This is a genomic window from Vibrio sp. S12_S33, assembly GCF_963889785.1.
Taxonomy (GTDB): domain Bacteria; phylum Pseudomonadota; class Gammaproteobacteria; order Enterobacterales; family Vibrionaceae; genus Vibrio; species Vibrio aestuarianus.
The window spans coordinates 1-19723 of sequence record NZ_CAWPQZ010000044.1 but is presented as its reverse complement, the minus strand read 5'-3'; the positions used below and the strand labels follow the sequence as shown (position 1 = coordinate 19723).

The 19723-nt window shown below is 41.2% G+C and carries 19 protein-coding genes and 1 pseudogene; 12 read left to right on the top strand and 8 right to left on the bottom strand.

The features are described from left to right. Window positions 1-8: 8 nt before the first annotated feature. Entirely contained in the window at window positions 9-1826 is a 1818-nt protein-coding gene (locus AACW06_RS15965) for an extracellular solute-binding protein (protein WP_192075828.1), read from the bottom strand. Window positions 1827-2130: 304 nt separating this feature from the next. Here AACW06_RS15965 and AACW06_RS15960 point away from each other — a divergent pair, with 304 nt between their 5' ends. Then, window positions 2131-3015 (top strand): helix-turn-helix transcriptional regulator, encoded by an 885-nt coding sequence (locus tag AACW06_RS15960; RefSeq protein ID WP_192075827.1) that lies wholly within the window; start codon window positions 2131-2133, stop codon window positions 3013-3015. Between the two features lie 180 nt (window positions 3016-3195). After that, on the top strand, window positions 3196-3423 hold the full coding sequence (locus AACW06_RS15955) for a hypothetical protein (RefSeq protein WP_192075826.1): 228 nt from the start codon (window positions 3196-3198) through the stop codon (window positions 3421-3423). Between the two features lie 344 nt (window positions 3424-3767). Here AACW06_RS15955 and AACW06_RS15950 read toward each other — a convergent pair whose 3' ends face one another. Both AACW06_RS15950 and AACW06_RS15945 read right to left on the bottom strand, forming a co-directional pair. Then, window positions 3768-4286, bottom strand: a complete 519-nt coding sequence (locus AACW06_RS15950) for an NUDIX hydrolase (protein ID WP_192075825.1) — start codon at window positions 4284-4286, stop codon at window positions 3768-3770. Window positions 4287-4404: 118 nt separating this feature from the next. Next, window positions 4405-5352 carry a DHH family phosphoesterase gene (locus AACW06_RS15945; protein WP_192075824.1) on the bottom strand — a complete coding sequence of 316 codons (948 nt, stop codon included), beginning with the start codon at window positions 5350-5352 and terminating at the stop codon, window positions 4405-4407. A gap of 227 nt (window positions 5353-5579) precedes the next feature. Between AACW06_RS15945 and AACW06_RS15940 the strand changes: the two genes are divergently transcribed. Next, window positions 5580-5846 (top strand): putative hemolysin, encoded by a 267-nt coding sequence (locus tag AACW06_RS15940; protein ID WP_192075823.1) that lies wholly within the window; start codon window positions 5580-5582, stop codon window positions 5844-5846. A 125-nt stretch (window positions 5847-5971) separates the two neighbouring features. Here the strand turns inward: AACW06_RS15940 and AACW06_RS15935 are convergent, their stop codons facing one another. Further along, the gene (locus AACW06_RS15935; RefSeq protein WP_192075822.1) at window positions 5972-6505 is read right to left on the bottom strand and encodes a GNAT family N-acetyltransferase; all 534 of its coding nucleotides are present in this window, start codon (window positions 6503-6505) and stop codon (window positions 5972-5974) included. A 176-nt stretch (window positions 6506-6681) separates the two neighbouring features. On the opposite strand from AACW06_RS15935, the gene AACW06_RS15930 reads away from it, so the two are divergent. After that, window positions 6682-7809 (top strand): acyl-CoA desaturase, encoded by a 1128-nt coding sequence (locus tag AACW06_RS15930; RefSeq protein WP_192075821.1) that lies wholly within the window; start codon window positions 6682-6684, stop codon window positions 7807-7809. Window positions 7810-8105: 296 nt separating this feature from the next. Next, window positions 8106-9473 (top strand): anaerobic C4-dicarboxylate transporter DcuC, encoded by a 1368-nt coding sequence (gene dcuC / locus AACW06_RS15925; RefSeq protein WP_192075820.1) that lies wholly within the window; start codon window positions 8106-8108, stop codon window positions 9471-9473. 59 nt (window positions 9474-9532) lie between these two features. Here the strand turns inward: dcuC and AACW06_RS15920 are convergent, their stop codons facing one another. Beyond that, window positions 9533-10165 (bottom strand): response regulator, encoded by a 633-nt coding sequence (locus AACW06_RS15920; protein ID WP_192075819.1) that lies wholly within the window; start codon window positions 10163-10165, stop codon window positions 9533-9535. After that, window positions 10152-11822, bottom strand: coding sequence for a nitrate/nitrite two-component system sensor histidine kinase NarQ (gene narQ / locus AACW06_RS15915; protein ID WP_443263637.1), 1671 nt, complete (start codon window positions 11820-11822; stop codon window positions 10152-10154). Before narQ ends, AACW06_RS15920 begins: the two co-directional genes overlap by 14 nt. A 298-nt stretch (window positions 11823-12120) precedes the next feature. Here narQ and napF point away from each other — a divergent pair, with 298 nt between their 5' ends. From napF to AACW06_RS15885, 6 genes are all read left to right on the top strand, one after another. Continuing rightward, window positions 12121-12615: a ferredoxin-type protein NapF gene (gene napF, locus AACW06_RS15910; protein WP_192075817.1), complete on the top strand. Its 495-nt coding sequence runs from the start codon at window positions 12121-12123 to the stop codon at window positions 12613-12615. A gap of 2 nt (window positions 12616-12617) precedes the next feature. Next, window positions 12618-12923: a chaperone NapD gene (locus tag AACW06_RS15905; RefSeq protein WP_192075816.1), complete on the top strand. Its 306-nt coding sequence runs from the start codon at window positions 12618-12620 to the stop codon at window positions 12921-12923. Next, window positions 12920-15409, top strand: coding sequence for a periplasmic nitrate reductase subunit alpha (gene napA / locus AACW06_RS15900; RefSeq protein ID WP_192075815.1), 2490 nt, complete (start codon window positions 12920-12922; stop codon window positions 15407-15409). Before AACW06_RS15905 ends, napA begins: the two co-directional genes overlap by 4 nt. Window positions 15410-15482: 73 nt before the next feature. Beyond that, window positions 15483-15938: a nitrate reductase cytochrome c-type subunit gene (locus AACW06_RS15895; RefSeq protein ID WP_192075814.1), complete on the top strand. Its 456-nt coding sequence runs from the start codon at window positions 15483-15485 to the stop codon at window positions 15936-15938. Window positions 15939-15971: 33 nt separating this feature from the next. After that, on the top strand, window positions 15972-16550 hold the full coding sequence (locus AACW06_RS15890; protein WP_192075813.1) for a NapC/NirT family cytochrome c: 579 nt from the start codon (window positions 15972-15974) through the stop codon (window positions 16548-16550). 12 nt (window positions 16551-16562) lie between these two features. After that, window positions 16563-16691 carry a TIGR02808 family protein gene (locus AACW06_RS15885; protein ID WP_071233051.1) on the top strand — a complete coding sequence of 43 codons (129 nt, stop codon included), beginning with the start codon at window positions 16563-16565 and terminating at the stop codon, window positions 16689-16691. A gap of 166 nt (window positions 16692-16857) precedes the next feature. Here the strand turns inward: AACW06_RS15885 and AACW06_RS15880 are convergent. Together AACW06_RS15880 and AACW06_RS15875 are read right to left on the bottom strand one after the other, a co-directional pair. Further along, a pseudogene (locus AACW06_RS15880) lies at window positions 16858-17729 on the bottom strand (DDE-type integrase/transposase/recombinase). A gap of 71 nt (window positions 17730-17800) precedes the next feature. After that, window positions 17801-18544 (bottom strand): dienelactone hydrolase family protein, encoded by a 744-nt coding sequence (locus tag AACW06_RS15875; protein ID WP_192075812.1) that lies wholly within the window; start codon window positions 18542-18544, stop codon window positions 17801-17803. Between the two features lie 286 nt (window positions 18545-18830). Here AACW06_RS15875 and AACW06_RS15870 point away from each other — a divergent pair, with 286 nt between their 5' ends. Then, window positions 18831-19493: a hypothetical protein gene (locus AACW06_RS15870; RefSeq protein WP_192075811.1), complete on the top strand. Its 663-nt coding sequence runs from the start codon at window positions 18831-18833 to the stop codon at window positions 19491-19493. Window positions 19494-19723: the final 230 nt, after the last annotated feature.

Below are 19723 nucleotides of genomic sequence, written 5' to 3'. Positions count from 1 at the left end.
ACAACCTCTTAACGACGTTTTTCTGGTAGTCGCTGCTCTTTTTGCTCAGAGACCCACCAAGTATCAATACCGATGTCATACTTCGGCATAAGCTGTGGTCGTTCAAATTTGTCCCATGTCGCTACGCGGTACTGGCTTAAATACCATTGCGGAATTATGTAAAAATTCCACTGCAACACGCGATCCAATGCTCGACCTAATGTCAGAAGTTTCTCTGGGTTTTCTTGATTTTCAGCAATTTCTTCGGTGAGTTTATCGACCACAGGGTCCATCACTCCAGCACGATTATAAGTGGAATCAATGTATTGAGAGTTCCAAATAATCATCAGGTTCGGGCTAGGATATGGGTTTGCCGAATAAGCAGAAGACAACATGTCAAAATCACGATCACGCAACCGCTTGAGGTATTGCGTGGTATCTACAGTACGAATTTTCATTTCAATACCCATCAGCTTTAAGTTTTTCTGCACCGGTATTGCTATACGCTCTGTCGTTGGACTGTCAATCAACAATTCAAAACTAAAAAGCTGACCGGTTGTGGTGTTAGTCATGACCTTATCTTTTAGCTCCCAACCCGCTTCTTTTAACAATTTGAACGCTGTACGTAATTGTGCACGGATTCGCCCTGTCCCATCGGTTACGGGGGGGTGAAATTCTTGGGTAAATACACGGGGTGGAATGTTATCTTTAAATGCAGAAAGTACTTCAAGCTCTTGCTCAGTTGGCAGCCCTTTCGCTTCATAATCGGTATTTTGGAAGTAACTGCGAGTGCGAGTGTATTGATCATAAAACATATTTTTATTCATCCATTCAAAGTCCATCGCGTAGTTAAGTGCTTCACGAACTTTAGGATCTTTAAACACGTCTCGTTGAATATTGAATACAAAACCTTGGGTCGAAGCTGGACTGTCGTGGGCAATTTCCTCTTTCTTGATATATCCTTTATCAAAATTTACACCCACGTACGAATTGGCCCAAAATTTCGCAGAGTTCTCTTGGCGCAAATCGAACTCTCCAGCCTTAAACGCCTCTAGCATGACGGTATCATCGCGATAATAGTCATACTGAACTTGTTTGAAGTTATTACGGCCAATATTGACTGGTAATTTTGCCGCCCAGTAGTCTTCAACTAAGCCATAAGTCACAGTTTGCCCGGACTGGTAATTCACCACTTTGTAGGCACCGCTTCCAAGCGGTGGTTCATTTAGTGGCTCAGCTAGATTTTTATCTTGCCAATAATGCTTTGGCAGAACTTGAGTTGACTGCGCTAAGCTAAACAATTTTTCGCGATTTGGTTCTGACATTTCAATGCGAACCGTCAACGGTTTTATCGCTTTCACCGACTTGACTTGTTTATAAAACAAACGGTACTGCGGTACACCTTCTGCCATAAATTTATTAAACGTGAATTCCACATCTTCGGCAGTAATGGCATGGCCATCATGAAACCTAGCTTTCGGGTTAATATCTAACTCTAACCAGCTATAGTCATCGGAATAACGGACGTTAGAGGCAATAAGAGGATAATAGGTGTTAATCTCATCACTGGGTGAAAACATCAAGGAGTCATAGAGCTCGCCGCTACCAGCCGCTGGCGCTCCACGTGATGCAAAGCGGTTGAAATTATCATAAGTACCAATTTGCCCATAAGTCACTTTTCCATATTTCGGAGCGTTAGGATTAACATAATCGAAATGAGAAAAATCAGCAGGATATTTTGCTTGCCCAAAGCCAGCCAAGGTGGTCGTTTCAATGACTTTAGCGGCCGACACTCCACTTAAAAGTGTGAGTGCTATACCCAATACCATCGGTTTGATTTTTCCCATACTAGAATCCCTCTACTTATTAAACTATGACTTTCCATTAGTTTAAATTATCAATAATTCAGTCACTTGGATAAGTATAGAGAAAAATCAAATTAACGAAAGCCCGAAACGCTTTGCTAAGGCAAGTTGCGAGGTCTAAAGCATCTCTTGAACGATGAAATGCAGAAATTTCCTCTTGTATCGCTTAGAAACAATATAAACAAACTCTATAAAAAGAACTTGATAGTGTTTCTGAACTTCATCAATATCAATGCCTATCCAATTTATTTAAATTTTTGATCAAATACATCCCCCTAGGATTTATATGTCGAACCTCGATAACACAAAAGCTTTAGCTGTATCGGATCAAGAAATTGATCGCTTAGATGAAATGCTGAAAACTATTGATTCAGATATTTCGATCGCTATGTCATACGTCAGACGAGCACAAGGATTAACTTTCAAGGCGCTAGATAAACGTTTTTCCGGCATCAATAGTGGAACCTTGAAAAGATATATGCAGCAAAGTTACCATTCTATGCGACCTATTCATATTGTGGCCGCCTATTCATGGGCCACAATGGTTCCAATGACTGCATTTTATTATGGCTTCAAACTCAAAGAATTTTACCGTGGAATGGATGACAATGCTGTAGAAGCACTGGTCTGCATTGGGCGTCTACCAACAGAACAATTCAATACTTTTCTGAACATGGTTTGCAATACATTAAGTGAAGAATCACGACGAGAATTCCTCACGTTCAGGGCTGCTATTGAATCAGAGTATGGTGTGATAGAAAACTACAGTAGCTTATTTCCGCCAGCAGTATTAGATATCAATGAGTTTGCAATTGACTACTATCATTCAGTTGCAATAACAGTGAAGAGGTTCAGAGAAGAAAACAACATTTCAATTGATACAATATCAAGAGTTCTAGGATTATCAAGATATCAATATGAGGTGTTAGAAAAACCCAATAAAATCATACACTTTCCTGTTTCCATTGGCTTTAGGGTTAAACTTGGTTTTAAGCTCAATACTCATGTCAACTTTACCAGTGAGATGAGGCAATTCCCTGAATTTCACAAACTCAGACAAGTACAACATATTCGAGACTTACTGATAGTCGAGGCTCTAAGAAAGCTAAAATCAAATGAACGGCAATCCATGACTCAAATTTTGACTAGTTTATCAGATATATATAAGTAAAACGTGATAATAAATTTAAAAGTGTACTTTAAAGGACCTAAATGCACTTTATTTTAAGTTGACATCATTTATTTTGTGTTATGGTTCTTATATAAACTATGATCAAAAAATGAAAGGTTAAGTAGAGCTATTGCTATAACCTCATGAATACTGATATCAACGTTGGCAGGCTTAATAATAATGAAACAAGACAACTTATCGCACTACCTCGACGATGCAGATCAGTCCGTCAAAAACTTTATCGCTTCTCTACTAGACACATTCAGTGCTCAAATCAAAAAAGAAGATGATCCACTCGTACAGCTTGAATATTTTGGGGCGCGAATGGAAGTACGATTACTCGCTTTCGAAGGAGTGTACGACCCATCCAAAGATAATCCGCAATGCACGAAGTTATCTAAAAGCTGAACCTCATTTTCGAAAGTTAGATCATAAATAGCATCAAAATTATGAGGCTCTTTTTTTCAATAAAAGAGCCCCTACCCTAAAACTTGACATTTTTGCCCTCACAACATTTTAAAACATTGTTTAACCACTTCCCCCTAATTATACAGCTTGGTGTTAGTGTTCTATATCTATCGGTAATTTAAAAGCTGGTTCTGCGAATGCTATTAGTGATAAGCGCGTTCGCAAGAAATTCACTACCAAGGGAGAAGCTGAAGTCTTTGAATTCTTTGCCGCCAAAAAATGGCGACAAAGTGGCAGCAGAGGATGCTATCTAGCGTTTTAAAAGACATTAAAACATTTTTAACCTACAGCAGCTCTTTTGCAATCAAATGCAGCAGAAACGTTTCTCGCTCAATGCTCATACCCTTTTTCGGACTTTCTGCCATGGTCTTCTCATTGTGAGCAATAGCATCGTGAATATTAATCCAAACCGGCTTCATACCATTTTTCTGCTCATAGTCTTCGTAATTGGTTTTGCCTAATTGGCGATTAATTTTGCAGGTGTAGCAATAAGAGATCATATGCACGACATCGGCATTATCTTTGAACCAAGGGCGAAACTCTTCAAGCAGGCCAAACGGTTTAATTGAATGAATATTTTGAGCGCCAGTTTCTTCTTGGAGTTCGCGAACCATGCCCGCGATAATATCTTCACCTTCATCCACACCACCGCCTGGAATGGTGTAGTCATGGTAGCGTTCAGTGTAAAGCATCAATATATCTTCACCATCTAAGACTATTGCTCTGGCCGCATTTCGTTGGAAAATAATTTTGTCATCAAGGTGATCAATATCAGGATGAATTAGGGTGTTAAGGTGTCTCATAGCATTTAGTCATTTTGAATTTTGAATTTTGAATTTTGCTAAAGACTAACATACCAGATACGCAAAAGCCCTGACTGGCAGGGCCTGTTAAATGCTTTATTGTACGAATAGTAAAAGACTAACCATCTGTAGTTATCTGTTTGATTAGATTTTTTTCAACTTGCTCGGCTTGCTCTATCGTAATTTGACACGTTCCCGCCGCTTGATGCCCGCCTCCACCAAATTTAAGCATCAGTGCACCAATATTAGTTTTTGAGCTGCGATCAAAAATCGACTTGCCAGTCGCAAACACAATATTCTGCTTTTGGAATCCCCACATTTTATGGATCGAGATATTACACTGTGGGAACAACGCATAAATGATGAAACGGTTCCCCGCATAGATCGTCTCTTCCGCAGTAAGATCTAGGAATACCAAGTTAGAGTAAACTTTGGCACACCTTTGGATTTGTTGTTTGAACAACGTTTCATGCTCACGGTACAAAGCAATACGTTCTTGTACATCCGGCAAGGCAAGTATGTCGTCGATAGAATGACTTGCGCAATATTCAATCAAATCCATCATCAAATTGTAGTTTGAGATACGGAACTCACGAAAACGCCCTAACCCTGTTCTGGCATCCATTAAGAAGTTCAGCAAATTCCATCCAGTCGAATCTAATACTTCATCACGGCTAAACTGGGCTGAGTCACCTTTATCAACAGCAATGAGCATTTCCTGCCACTCTTGGGGGAAAGTGTTGTTACCATCATAATATTCCCATACAACATGAGCCGCAGAAGGAGCGTGTGGGTCAATAATGTGATTAGGACGTTCACCTTCGTTGCGGATCGTTTCTGACAAATGGTGATCAAAAATTAAATGAGCATTGGCAACATAAGGTAGGTTGGTAACAATATCACGCTCGGTTGTTTCCACTTTGCCATCTTGCATATCTTTGGGGTGTACAAATAAAATATCATCAATAAGATCAAGCCGTTTTAACAAAACGGCACACACTAAACCATCAAAATCACTGCGTGTCACCAATCGAAATTTACTTTGTTCTTGCTGCGTTTCAGACATAGTTCGTTTCCTTACAAAAGCGCTATTCTCTATTCACCACTAGCCCACCTTCATTGGCATTTCTAAGACAAGTGGATGAGTAATGAGACTAAATTCATACTTTCCTATCAGCTATACGCTTTAATTCTAGACGACATCGATCTTTTGACAAACTTAACACAATGGTTTTTAAAAAGTTATTCTACAATATCACTAAGCCACTCATTGAATATACTCGAGGTCAAATCATGAAAAAAAGCGGTTTATTTTTAGGTGCCATTATTGCTTCTATTGCGCTGGTGGGTTGTTCTTCCAACAACTCCGAGCAATATCAAGTAAAACAATACACGTCAGTTTCTAACCCAGCAGCAGTATATTGTGTGCAGCAAAACGGTATGCTGGAAACCGTGACTGAGAATGGTATGCGTGTCACTTATTGTGTATTGTCAGAAGGCAACAAAGTAGAACAGTGGCAATACTATCGCGATCATCATCAAGATAAAGCAAACCAGTAATCTGCAATACGGCCAGCGTATGCTGGCCGTATTTACTGTATCTCGTATTTCTAGGTTAAACTGTTTTTAGAGATGAAAAGATTTAATAACATAAGATGATACGCACAACGTCTTTCAAAGTAGAATCAAGCTGAAACCGCAGTCAGTAAATCGTTGGGGCTTTTCCAAGAATAAACGCACTCTTTGATATCATTTCCACAGGGTGAATGCCATAAACGCTCGCTTTTAGGCTGACTTTCAAGGTAATCATAAAAATCAATGGCTTGCTTATTATCAGCCATCACTTCCAGATATACACCGCTGTCAGGAAAGTAGTGATTAATCCAAGATACCATCTCTTGAATGAGCTTACGGCCGATACCTCGACCTCGATAGTTTTCGTCAATATGAAGGGATTCAATAATGCTCCCTTTTTCAAAATCATGATTACCAAATGCACATATAAAACCACACAATAACCCACCCTCTTCAATCAACAATACGTGTTGATTAAATGGTGGGTTGATAAGGCGTGTTTGCCAGATCAATAAACGGTCTTCGAGTACATCATTGTCGAGGTATTCTTTGCCCAAAATACCTTGGTAGTGGGTGCGCCAACTCTGTGCATGAAGCTGTGCAATTCGTTCATAATCACAATATTCAGCTACTTTAATTTCCATATCCTAGTCCTTATTACTTCCTGTAAGGATTATTGTCGCCTTTTATACTATTCGCTTCAAAGGAAAAAGCAAAACATACTGTTCACATTTTACATAAAGATTAGCTAAACTTGTTTGACTTACATGTGTGCGCTGATATTCTAGCGAACACATGTAAGCCCAAGGACTTTTTTGTTATGGAATCAAATTCAAAACCACCACTGATATGGTTAAATATTTTTGTGTTTAGCTCGAGCTTTTTGTTGGCTGCTATCGCTGCGCCTTTATATGGATGGCAATTTGGCTATGGTCTCGAACATTGGTTATGGTTGGTCGTTTGTTTCTCATTTTGTAATCTTTCCATCACCGCTGGTTACCACCGACTTTGGTCTCATAAAGCCTATGAAGCACACTGGTCTTTGCGGATATTGTTTGCTTTAGGTGGTGCATTTGCACTACAAAATAGTGCGCTACATTGGTCTTCTGACCATCGTGTACACCATAAGCATGTCGACAATAATGATAAAGACCCTTATTCAGCAAAGCGGGGGTTTTGGTTTTCACATATTGGATGGATGCTTCGTGATTATCATAATGACAGCTATACCGATTACAGCAATTGCCGCGATTTGCAGAAAGATAAAATCGTGATGTGGCAACATAAGTACTACGTCCCCTTAGCTATCATTATGAACTTTGGGGTGCCTATTGCGTTAGGGCTGATTTATAACGATATGATTGGCATGATTCTAGTCGTCGGCGCGCTACGCTTGGTTCTTAACCACCACACCACATTTTTTATCAATTCGTTGGCCCACATTTGGGGAACTCAACCGTACACTGATAAAAACACTGCGAAAGACAATGGAATTTTAGCGTTTTTCACTTTCGGAGAAGGTTACCACAACTACCACCATATTTTTGAAAATGACTACCGGAATGGTATTTATTGGTGGCAGTATGATCCGACAAAGTGGTTGATTAAAGTTTGTGCTTGGTTTGGGTTAGCTCGTAAATTACGCGTTTCTCCTCAATTTAAAGTAGAAAAAGCGAAAGCCTTAATGGCATTCAAAAATACACAAAAGAAAATCGAGGCACTACCTAACCATCAGCATGTAATGGCGAATATTCAACGTGAATTTGACTCCCTTACTCAGCAATTGCATGAGTACTACGAATTAAAAAAACAAATCTTAGAAAGTAAAAAACATAATATGGTACGCAAATATGAGCATTCGTTGCTTAAGCTACGTTATCTACAAGTAAAACAGCAATTAGAGCAACAAAGAGCCAATTGGCAGCTTATCGTTCGTCAGTACTCTTAAATTCTATCATTATATTTTAGTGTAACAGGGGCAGCCCTGTTACACTGACTTTTGCGATCCTTTCCATAAGTGAAAATACACGAGATATAACCTTACTACTGATACCATCAATAGTTTTAACATCTAAACCCATAACACTATCCCAGAATTTTAAACTAGGCTTCTAAGTGATATTTTTCTTGTTTTAGATCATTTAATGTTCAAGTTACTCTCGTGCTACAGCACTCTTTTCTGTAAATTCCTTATCATAAATTGATACACATTGTTGAACTTTTTCATAATTTCAGGAGAGTTAAATGCTGGAGCTTCTCATTGGCTTAGTGGTAACGGTTGCAGTTGGTTACTTCATTGTAAAAGGATACAAACCTGCGGGCGTATTATTGACCGCAGGTATCTTACTGCTTTTATTAACAGGATTATTGGGCTATAAAATTTTGCCTGCTAAAATTGCTTCTACTGGCAACATGGTGACCGACTCGCTTGAGTACGTGAAATATATGCTGCAATACCGTGGGGGTGGCCTAGGTATGCAAATCATGTTGCTGTGTGGTTTTGCGTCGTATATGACTCACATTGGTGCCAATAACGTTGTCGTAAAACAATTTTCTAAACCTCTTTCGGTGATCAAATCTCCATACGTATTACTTGTTGCTGCTTATATTGTAGCGTGTCTAATGTCACTAGCTGTCAGTTCTGCAACGGGTCTTGGCGTGTTATTAATGGCGACGTTATTCCCAATGATGACCGCAATGGGCATTTCACGCCCGGCAGCAGTTGCCGTTTGTGCATCGCCTGCAGCGATCATCCTTTCTCCTACTTCTGGCGACGTTGTTATTGCGGCTGAAAAATCAGGCTTACCGTTACACGTATTTGCCGTAGAAACCGTTTTACCTGTATCGATTTGTGCCATCATCGTCATGGCTGCGGCAGCGTTTTTCTGGAATAAATATCTAGATAAGAAAGACAATACACCAATGGAAAAAATTGATGTGTCAACTATCGAGGTCAATGCCCCAGCCTATTATGCTGCACTACCTTTTCTACCTATTATCGGTGTATTCTTGTTTAACGGCGAGACTATTGAAGGATTAAGCCTCGATATTTACACCATTGTTGTCGGCTCTATCTTCCTCGGTGCACTGATTGATTTCGTGACTAAACGTTTTAATGGTAAAGAAACCCTGCAAGATCTTGAATCATGTTACGAAGGCATGGCTGAAGCCTTTAAAGGTGTAGTAATGCTGTTAGTCGCAGCTGGTGTATTTGCACAAGGTCTGATGTCTATTGGCGCGATTGATAATCTACTTCATCTTGCTGAATCTGCGGGGGCTGGCGGTGTTGCGCTAATGCTCATTTTAACTGGTTTGACTGTCGCTGCCGCTATTGCAACCGGTTCAGGTAACGCACCATTCTATGCGTTTGTAGAACTTGCGCCTTCTTTAGCTGCTAAATTAGGCATCAACCCAGCGTTTCTGATTATCCCAATGCTTCAAGCTTCAAACCTAGGCCGTACTATTTCACCAGTTTCTGGGGTGGTAGTAGCAACTGCAGGCATGGGGCATATCAGCCCATTTGAAGTGGTAAAACGTACTTCTGTGCCAGTGTTATTAGGCTTGATTACCGTTATTATCGGTACAGTAATACTTGTACCAATGACGGCATAACACCGTTACCAAAAACTAAGGGCGTTCAATTGAACGCCCTTTTTATAACTGTTTTATTGCTATTGATTGTCACCAAAGTACTCTAAATAAAGTATCGTTGCAGCAGTTCTCGAAGGTACTTTTAGCTTTTTCAGCAAACTTTTCATATGGACTTTTACTGTCGACTCTGAAATAAACAAACGATCCGCGATTTGTTTATTGCGATACCCTTTTGCCACTTCTTTTAATATCTGCATTTCTCGGCTTGTTAAGGCATCAAACACATTTTCATGATCATCACGTTCACTTAAGTAGCGACTTACAAATTGCGAGTACGCCTTTTCACCACGCGCTGCATCTCTCAATAGTTCAATCAGTTCATCAGGCTCAGTGTCTTTTAAAAGGTAGCCATCAGCGCCTTGTTTAACGATCGCTTCAATATCTGACGCATTATCTGAAACCGTTAGAATGACAATAATGGCATTCGACTCATCGGCTCGCAGAGCTTTGAGCGTGTCTAACCCTGACATGCCCTTCATATTCAAATCGAGCAAAATTAAGTCTGGCTCAGTTTCATGAGCCAATGCTATCGCATCCATACCATTATTAGCTTCAGCTACGATTTCAAAATCATCTTCAAAACTCAGTAGCTGGTTTATACCGCGTCTCATCAAAGGATGATCATCCACCAGCATTACTCTACATATTGTCATAATGTGTATCCTTTGAATTCTTAAATTTTAATACAACTTCACATCCCGAATTTGGTGAAGATGTTACTGATAAATCACCGTACAATCTAGTTGCTCTTTCTTGCATAATCGTTAAACCATAGTGATTCAGCTTAGCTGAATGTTTATCAAAACCGACACCATCATCCTTAACCATAACTACCACATCCTCATCGGATTGATCGCAAAAGATAGCAATTGAATTTGCACTAGCATGTTTGATGGCATTCATCGTTGCTTCGCGGATTAACTGCAATAAATGCACCTGTTGGTGTGCGTCTAATTCCATTGAAGATAAGTTATTACTCAGCACTATCTGCGCTGTAGTTTGTGAACCAAGCTGTTCAAGCATCTCTTTTAAAGCCTGACCAAAATTACCTTCGCGTATGGTTAATCTGAACGTGGTTAATAACTCACGCAGTTGGGTATAAGCCCCCGACAAACCTTGGTCGATATCAACAATGATTTGTTTAGTACTGGCTTCATCTTTGTGCTGATTCTGTCTACCGATGACTCGTTTTAACAAGGATACTTGTATTTTTAGATACGATAGTGACTGAGCTAAAGAATCATGCAGTTCGCGAGCAATCGTTGCACGTTCTTCCATTAAAATCAGTTGCTCGGCTTGCTTTTGAGTTTGATTGTAATAAATAGCCCGCGACAAAATTTGCACGAAGTTATCAATCAATGTTTTATTCGGACAAGGCAAACCGTATTGGATATATAAGTTACCAAGTTGTTTTCCACCAAGGGTCAATGGCAACGGTGACTCATTGCTGCACTCACCTTGAGACAACACTGTGCTTTTCCCCTCTTCATCATGCACCTCCAACCGAGCAGAAACCACACCTTCCAAACTGACTATGTGTCTTAAAATTGCCTGAAAATTATCTTGGCTAATACGCGATGCTGTTAATTCTTGTGAAGAATTATATAGCACTTGAAGCGACTGGTTTGCATTTTCTAACTTATGAGTTTTTTCGTTAACCGCCAGCTCAAGCCCTCGATATAACTGCCCAAGATCTTTTGCCATTCGGTTAAAAGTACGCGTTAAAATCCCCATCTCATTGTGGCTAGTCACATTCAGTTCAACATCAAAAGAGCGGTTTTGAATCTGTTCACTGGCGGTGACCAATGACCTTAGCGGAACCACCACTTCTTTGCGAATAAAGTGAACGACAAACAGTGATATCCCCAAAACACCACCTAAGCCAATACCGCCAAACCAAGCAAGTTTAATCAGTTTTTGTTCAGAGAAATGCTGTAACTTGAAAACGAAACCATCAACCTGAGCCACAAATTGAGCGACTTCATCAAGATATTGCGCTTTGTTTTCGCTATTTAAGACCTTTTTTAACTGATGCCAGCGAATGATTAACTGATAGTAATCTTGAGTGATCTCTTTAGGGACAGGCCAACGCTGCAACGCTTTCATCGAAGATGAATACAAAGATTGCTCAAATAAATAAATGTGCGAAGGATAATCTACCGAGTTACTGTGAATATCATGCGCTAATCGATAGCTTTGCATGCGCATTGACCCCGCTACATTCACTGCTTCCGCATCATTTAGCGACGAGGCCAAAGTAATAATTGCATAACCGGTGATCGCAACCGATAGCAACAAGATCAACGACATTGCTTTAGCAATCGTACTTGTAACCGATTTTCCCGTATTTTGTATCAAAAAATGACTCCCAGTTCATGGCTATAAATATTATATCCGATTTATACGCAAGCCGTGAAAACCATTCAATATGTGATCACTCGGGTCAGAATTTGTTGATCTAAAACAACATACCCCGCCAATTACCCCCTTATAGGTATTTATACATATATGACAAAAACTACAATTTATATATAGATAAATGAAAATTTGTTAAGCACAAGCTAAGCTTTTATTACTAGTCGTTACATTAAATTCAGGGTGTATAACTTTGGTCGATTTATCAAAAAGACGTTTCTTTGCAAGGCATCATGTTGACGACAATATCGTCCGCCTGCCTTGGATTGCAAAACCAAATGCATTCACTGATAACTGTACCCGCTGCGGACGCTGCTTGGCGACTTGTGAAACTCGTATTATCACGCATGGTGATGGAGGGTTTCCCACGGTTGATTTCCGTATTGATGAATGCACTTTTTGCTATCAATGTGCCGATGCCTGTCCTGAGCCTATTTTCAAACCAAGGACAGAAACACCTTGGTTAGCTAAAGCCGCAATAAGCCAAGCTTGCTTAGCAGAACAAAATGTCGAATGTCGCAGTTGTAGCGAAACCTGTGAATTAATGGCGATAAGCTTCAAATTACAAATTGGCAAGGTCGCACAACCCATTATAAACATCGATGACTGCAATGGATGTGGAGCCTGTGTTTCTCTCTGCCCTACCGCTGCCATCAGTGTAAACCATATTAATAATAATGAGAGATAAATATGTCGCTCAACGAAGTGCACATTTCAAGCTTAGTCGTTCATGTTGTCCCCGAACACTTAGCCGCTATAAAAGCGCAAATCGAATCGTTTGATAACGCTGAAATTTATGGTGAAAGTCCAGAAGGAAAAATAGTCGTGGTGTTGGAAACCGAAAACCAAGGTTTTGTCACTGACACGATTGATGCGATTGACAATTTACCGCACGTTCTCAGTACCGTTTTGGTGTATCACCAAATTGAGACGGATCTAGACGAAATTAATACTGACAATGGAAAACAACATTCCCAAATTGAGGGTGAAGTATGAAAATGACAAGACGTGCGTTTGTGAAAGCAAACGCGGCCGCATCAGCTGCTGCCGTTGCAGGAATTAGCTTACCTGCCTCTGCAACTAACCTAATTGCCAGTACAGACCAAACCAAAATTACTTGGGATAAAGCTCCTTGTCGTTTCTGCGGTACAGGTTGCTCTGTGTTGGTCGGTACCCAAAACGGTAAAGTAGTTGCCACGCAAGGTGACCCTGAAGCACCAGTAAACAAAGGGTTGAATTGTATAAAAGGCTATTTCCTTTCAAAAATCATGTATGGGAAAGATCGCCTTGAACAGCCGCTACTACGCATGAAAGATGGTCAATACCACAAAGATGGCGACTTCACTCCCGTTTCATGGGATCAAGCTTTCGATGTAATGGCGGATAAATGGAAACAGGCACTGAAAGATAAAGGGCCAACCAGCGTTGGTATGTTTGGCTCTGGTCAATGGACCGTTATGGAAGGTTACGCTGCCGTTAAACTGATGAAAGCCGGTTTTCGTTCCAACAATATCGACCCGAACGCACGTCACTGTATGGCATCGGCCGTTGTCGGTTTTATGCGTAGCTTCGGTATTGATGAACCAATGGGCTGTTATGACGACTTCGAACATGCTGACGCATTTGTGCTTTGGGGTTCAAACATGGCAGAAATGCACCCTGTGCTTTGGACTCGTATCACTGACCGCCGTTTAAGTCACCCACATGTTAAAGTCAACGTTCTATCGACTTACTACCATCGTTCTTTCGAATTGGCTGATAACGGTTACATTTTCCACCCTCAATCTGACCTTGCTATTGCCAATTTTATTGCCAACTACATCATTCAAAATGATGCGGTAAACTGGGATTTCGTCAATAAGCACACCAACTTCAAGCAAGCGACTACCGACATTGGTTATGGTCTGCGTGATGAACATCCACTGCAAAAAGCAGCAAAAAATGCTAACTCTGGCGATATGACGGCCATCAATTTTGAAGAGTACAAAGCTTCTGTTGCCCCTTATACCGTCGAAAAAGCATCAGAATTATCTGGCGTTGCACCAGATAAGTTGATTGCACTCGCCAAGCAATATGCAGATCCAAACATTAAAGTTATGTCGCTGTGGACCATGGGTATGAATCAGCACACCCGCGGTGTTTGGATGAATAGCCTTGTGTACAATATCCACTTATTAACGGGCAAAATCGCGACGCCAGGCAACAGTCCATTCTCGTTAACGGGTCAACCTTCAGCTTGCGGTACTGCGCGTGAAGTGGGTACCTTTGCTCACCGCCTGCCTGCTGACATGGTGGTCGCCAACCCAAAACACCGTGCTATTGCTGAAAAAACATGGAAACTACCGGAAGGCACCATTCCACCAAAGCCAGGCTTCCATGCTGTACTGCAAGATCGTATGTTGAAAGATGGCAAGCTCAACGCTTATTGGGTCCAATGTAACAACAACATGCAAGCAGGCCCAAACATCAACGAAGAACGTTTGCCAGGTTATCGTAACCCAGAAAACTTTATTGTCGTTTCTGACCCGTATCCAACAGCAACCGCGCAAGCAGCTGACCTTATTCTTCCAACTGCAATGTGGATAGAAAAAGAAGGCGCTTACGGTAATGCTGAGCGTCGTACCCAAGCTTGGTATCAACAAGTGGACACTGTCGGTGAAGCTAAATCTGACTCATGGCAAGTAATGGAGTTCTCTAAACGCTTCAAAGTAGAAGAAGTGTGGCCAGAAGAACTGCTCGCCAAAGCGCCAGAATACCGAGGTAAAACTCTGTTTGATATACTATTCAAAAACGGACAAGTTGACCAATTCCCAATTGAAGAAGCTCGTGAATTGAATGACGATGCCCATCACTTTGGTTTCTACGTACAAAAAGGGCTATTTGAAGAATACGCTAGCTTTGGACGTGGTCACGGTCACGATTTAGCACCTTATGATACCTACCATAAAGTACGCGGACTACGCTGGCCTGTGGTTGATGGCAAAGAAACATTATGGCGCTTTAAGGAAGGCTCGGATCCTTATGCGAAGAAAGGCTCTGACTGGGATTTCTATGGTAAACCTGATGGTAAAGCGTGGATCATTTCAGCCCCTTACGAAGCACCACCAGAAACGCCTGATGCGGAATTCGACTTGTGGTTATGTACCGGTCGTGTACTGGAACACTGGCACACTGGCACCATGACGCGTCGTGTACCTGAGCTGTATAAAGCCGTACCAGATGCGTTGTGTTATCTCCATCCTGAAGATGCAAAATCACGAGGTCTTCGCCGTGGTGATGAAGTACTGATTTCAAACAAACGCGGTGAGGTTCGAGTACGAGTTGAAACTCGTGGTCGTAACCGCCCACCTCAAGGCTTAGTATTTGTACCGTTCTTTGATGCTCGCATTCTTATTAATAAGCTGATCTTAGACGCGACGGATCCACTATCGAAGCAAACTGACTTCAAAAAGTGCCCAGTTAAGATCACCAAAGTGGCATAAGCCCGTTAACGAATGTATCGGCTGCCACAGCGCAGCCGCTCAAAGAATGAGCCATTAGGCGGAGAATTTTAAGATGAAAAAACTACTAATCGCGCTTTTATCTGTCAATGCATTACTTGTTGGGGTAGCTCAAGCTCAGCTTGAAAACCCTGGCGGCACTGGTGGGCTTGAATCTTTACGAGGCGCAACACAACTGGAAGATACTCGCCCTGCGGACGATTTTAAGCACTACCCTCGTGACCATGCGTTAGAGAGTGAATACGTGTACCAGCCACCACTCATTCCGCACAATATTCGCGGCTATGAAGTGTCATTAAATGCTAATAAATGTCTCTCTTGCCATAGCTGGAAAAACGCAAAAGAGATGGGAGCGACAAAAATCAGCGTCACTCACTATGTGAACCGTGATGATGCCGTATTAGCGGACGTGTCACCGCGCCGTTACTTCTGTTTGCAGTGCCACGTTCCCCAAGCCGATGCAAAACCATTGGTTGAGAACGAATTTAAACCTGTTGATTCGCTACGCTAATCATAGCCACAAATACAGCATAAGAGGCTATATATGAAATTACTGAAAGCGTTTTGGAAGCGACTAATAAGCCCGAGCAAGGCTGCCGTTGGCATTGTATTGTTTATGGGCTTTGCGGGTGGGCTTCTATTCTGGGGGGCATTCAACACTGGTATGGAAGCCACCAACACTGAAGAGTTTTGCTCAGGTTGCCACGCTCCTATCGTCGCTGAAATCCAAGAAACCATACACTATTCAAACCGTTCAGGAGTGAGAGCTATCTGCTCTGATTGCCACGTTCCGCATGAATGGACAGACAAAATTGTGCGTAAAGTACAAGCTTCGAAAGAACTGTTTGCTCATTACGTATTAGGAACAATTAGCACACCCGAAAAATTCCAAGCACGTCGCGCTCATTTAGCGGAACGAGAGTGGTCGCGCTTGAAAAGTAATGACTCACTTGAATGTCGTAACTGCCATGAGTTTGAGTTCATGGACTTCTCTGAACAGGGTCCACGCAGTGTTGAGCAACACTCGACAGCACTTGCTTCTGGTGAAAAAACGTGTGTAGATTGCCACAAAGGCATCGCTCATAAACTACCAGACATGCAAGGTGTTGAAGGCTGGCAATAGAAGGATTAACCCATGAGTACATTAGAATCGGTTATTTGGCATATCCTAGGTTACAGCGCTATGCCCGTTATTATCTTCAGCGGTTTTGCAGTTGTTGCCGCTTTTTCGATATGGTTACTATCATTAGGTAAAGACAAATAGCGATCAAAGAAAGAGATATTAGCTTTTTATTATAATATTAAGCCACCGATTTTCGGTGGCTTTTTTTATTGAGGTTGCGCAATCCATAGTTTGCAAAAGTCACTGTAACCCGTTTTACAGTATCCGCCCCACGATCCCTGTAATGATCCAGCTTTTTGGAGAGTTTTTAAGCCACTTTTTGCATTTGTTGGTATTTTTCATTTGGCGTCAAATAATCAATCCCACTATGACTTCGTTTATAGTTGTAAAAACGAATGTAGCTCTCTACCTCCATTACGATTGACTGATGATTGACATTGTCTAATGCGGCCAAAGTTAAATTGGTATCAGGGGAGCGTGACAACGAATATCCGACCACCTCTTTCGTTGCTAGATCTAATACGCATGCCAAGTAACTCCAACCTTGATGGGAACGAATATAGGTCACATCCGTCACCCAATGAATATTGTGAGTTTCGGGGGTAAACTGCCTTTTCAATATATTAGGTGCATAGATACTTTCTTCACCAACCTCGTTGTAACGATGTCTTTTTTTCGGATACTTAACTGGTATTTCAATGGCTTTTATCAGTCTCGATACTTTTGCTAAACCTATCTTTACATCACTTTTTACCAGTTCTCGGTGTATTCGGCGCTTGCCATAAGTAAAATCAGCTGCTGGCGACGCCAAGCACTCGGCAAAGTTCAGAAATAGTGAATTTTGGGTGCGCCTTCTTCAATTTTCTGACAACGTCAGGCTTTACTGACTTTGTATGAACAAGGCGCTGGCTTTTTTAATATATCGATGTCTCTTTTGGCTCTAGCAAGTTGTTTTTCCAACTCTTGTATACGTTGCTGCTCTGGTGTTAATGCCACTCTGTTAGTGGGTGTCATGCCTAACATTTCTTCTTTATATTGGCACTTCCAGCGCACTACAGCTGATGAACAAGCACCACTGATATCTTGTATCTGTTGATTGGTGTAACCATCTTCAACCATCATCTTGGCATATTCAAGCTTCTGTTGAGGGGTGATTTGCACTCGTAGTTTTGGTGACATATCAGATTCCTTATAAGTAGTGATAATTATAAGGCTTAAATACCATCCAAGTTAACCGTACCATTACACTGTTACATCGTTTGCTCAGCTAGGAAGGTTGTGAAGCTTGCCCATGATTTCTCATCGGTATCTTTTCTATAACGATCTGAATCAAAAACAGTAAAGGCGTGAGGTGCACCGCCATACGTTGTCATTTCGTGAGGCACTTTTTGTGTTTCTAGCTCAGTGGCTAAGTTAGCAAATTGCTCCATAGTAATGGCTGTATCTGCTGTACCGTGAAAAACAACAATTGGCGATTTTGTGCCAGCATACGATTGGCCTGCTGGCGTTTCAAGACCACCGTGAAAGGTAACAAAGCCTTTCGCTATCATGCCTGCTCTGGCAGACTCAAGCACTGCTGCACCGCCAAAACAGTACCCCATCACAACTAGGTTGTTCGCATTGCCACCCAATGTAGTTGCGAAGTCAACACCGCCTTGCATTAGTGCTCTTAGTTTTGCTCTGTCTTTATAGAGCTCACCGGTGTGCTGGCGGCGGTCTTCGACCTTTTCAGGGCGTATACCTTTACCAAAAAGATCGACAGCGAAAACATTGTAACCTAGCTCACGTAACATATCAGCTCGTTTCATTTCGTAATCTGTCAATCCATCCCAATCATGAACCAATAACACCAATGGCGCTGAATCTGACGCTTTCGCCCAATAGCCTTGGTAGTCATTTCCATTTACATTTACATTTACATTGTAAATTTGGGTTTCTCCCGCGTAAAGATGAGTAGAGAAAATCGAGATTAAGAAAAAATAGATGTATTTCATTATTAGCTCCTTGCTGTTAACTAAATTTAGTACGAAAAAAAGGCAATGTGTGATCATTTTCTATAAAGATTTATCTCATCAAGTGAATTTAGGCGTAGTAGCAATATGAGCGCTTTATTCCATTTATGGTGTTAAGAGAGAAAAACATAAGGTAATCAATCAAGTTAGTGACAAACTTGCCGCTACCATACTATCGACATTGGCAGAAAATTTACTTGGGGAGATCTCTACTATAATTAATGAACGAGTAAAGAGTGCAGTCCGAAAAAAAGGAATGAGCACCAAAATGAAAAAGATTCTGATGATAGTATTATTGCTGATTGGCCTTGCTGGTGCGGGGGTGGGATACTATTTTCTTTATTTCATTCCTCAGCAAGAATTACTTAATGCGCTTCCAGATGAAGAACCTCAAAAGCCTATAGTGGAGGAAGCGGTTGCAGAACTTCCACCTCCTCTTAAACCTGAACTAATTGACTTTTATGTGAACTCTCCCAAATTGGGTGTGCGAGAGAAGGCAGAGAGTGACGCTTTTGTGGAAAGAGTACTTTACCGTGGCGATAAAGTGAAAATCCTTGAAAAAAGTGATGGTTGGGGAAGAATAACAGATTATTTTGTTTATGAAGACGGGGGGCCAGAAGTCGCTGAATGGATCCCGATGGATGGATTAGTTGAGCAGCCACCTGTGATCACCAAGCAAGAAAGACGTGTCACATTGACTGAATATGTGAGCAAATCGGATGACTTTAAGCTTCATGAAGAAGTGTTTTTGATGAAAACCGATGAGCTAATCAAAGAGAAAATCTGCGCTCCGCACGATTTTGAAGAGTTAGGCGGGTGGGTTAAGTCGGTTAAGTACCAAGATCGCGAGGTCTATTTTGTCTATTGTGGTGGACAAAAATTAGCCAATAAGATTTATTTGGATGTTCAAAGCAAACAAATTTTCTATTAGAACCTATCCCAAAGGGATAGGTTCCAAACAATAAGGCCACAAACAAAATGCAGTATGGCCTCGTAGTTTTCTATTTTTTTTCCCAACGAACAAGCAATCTACGTGTATTAGTTCCGACTAGATCTGACACTTCAATTTGAAAAGAAGAGAGTTACCCGCTTTGATTAAAGGTGCTTAATCACTAATCAAAGACAAAAAGAGGTAACTCTCATGCTTCATACTAGCAATCC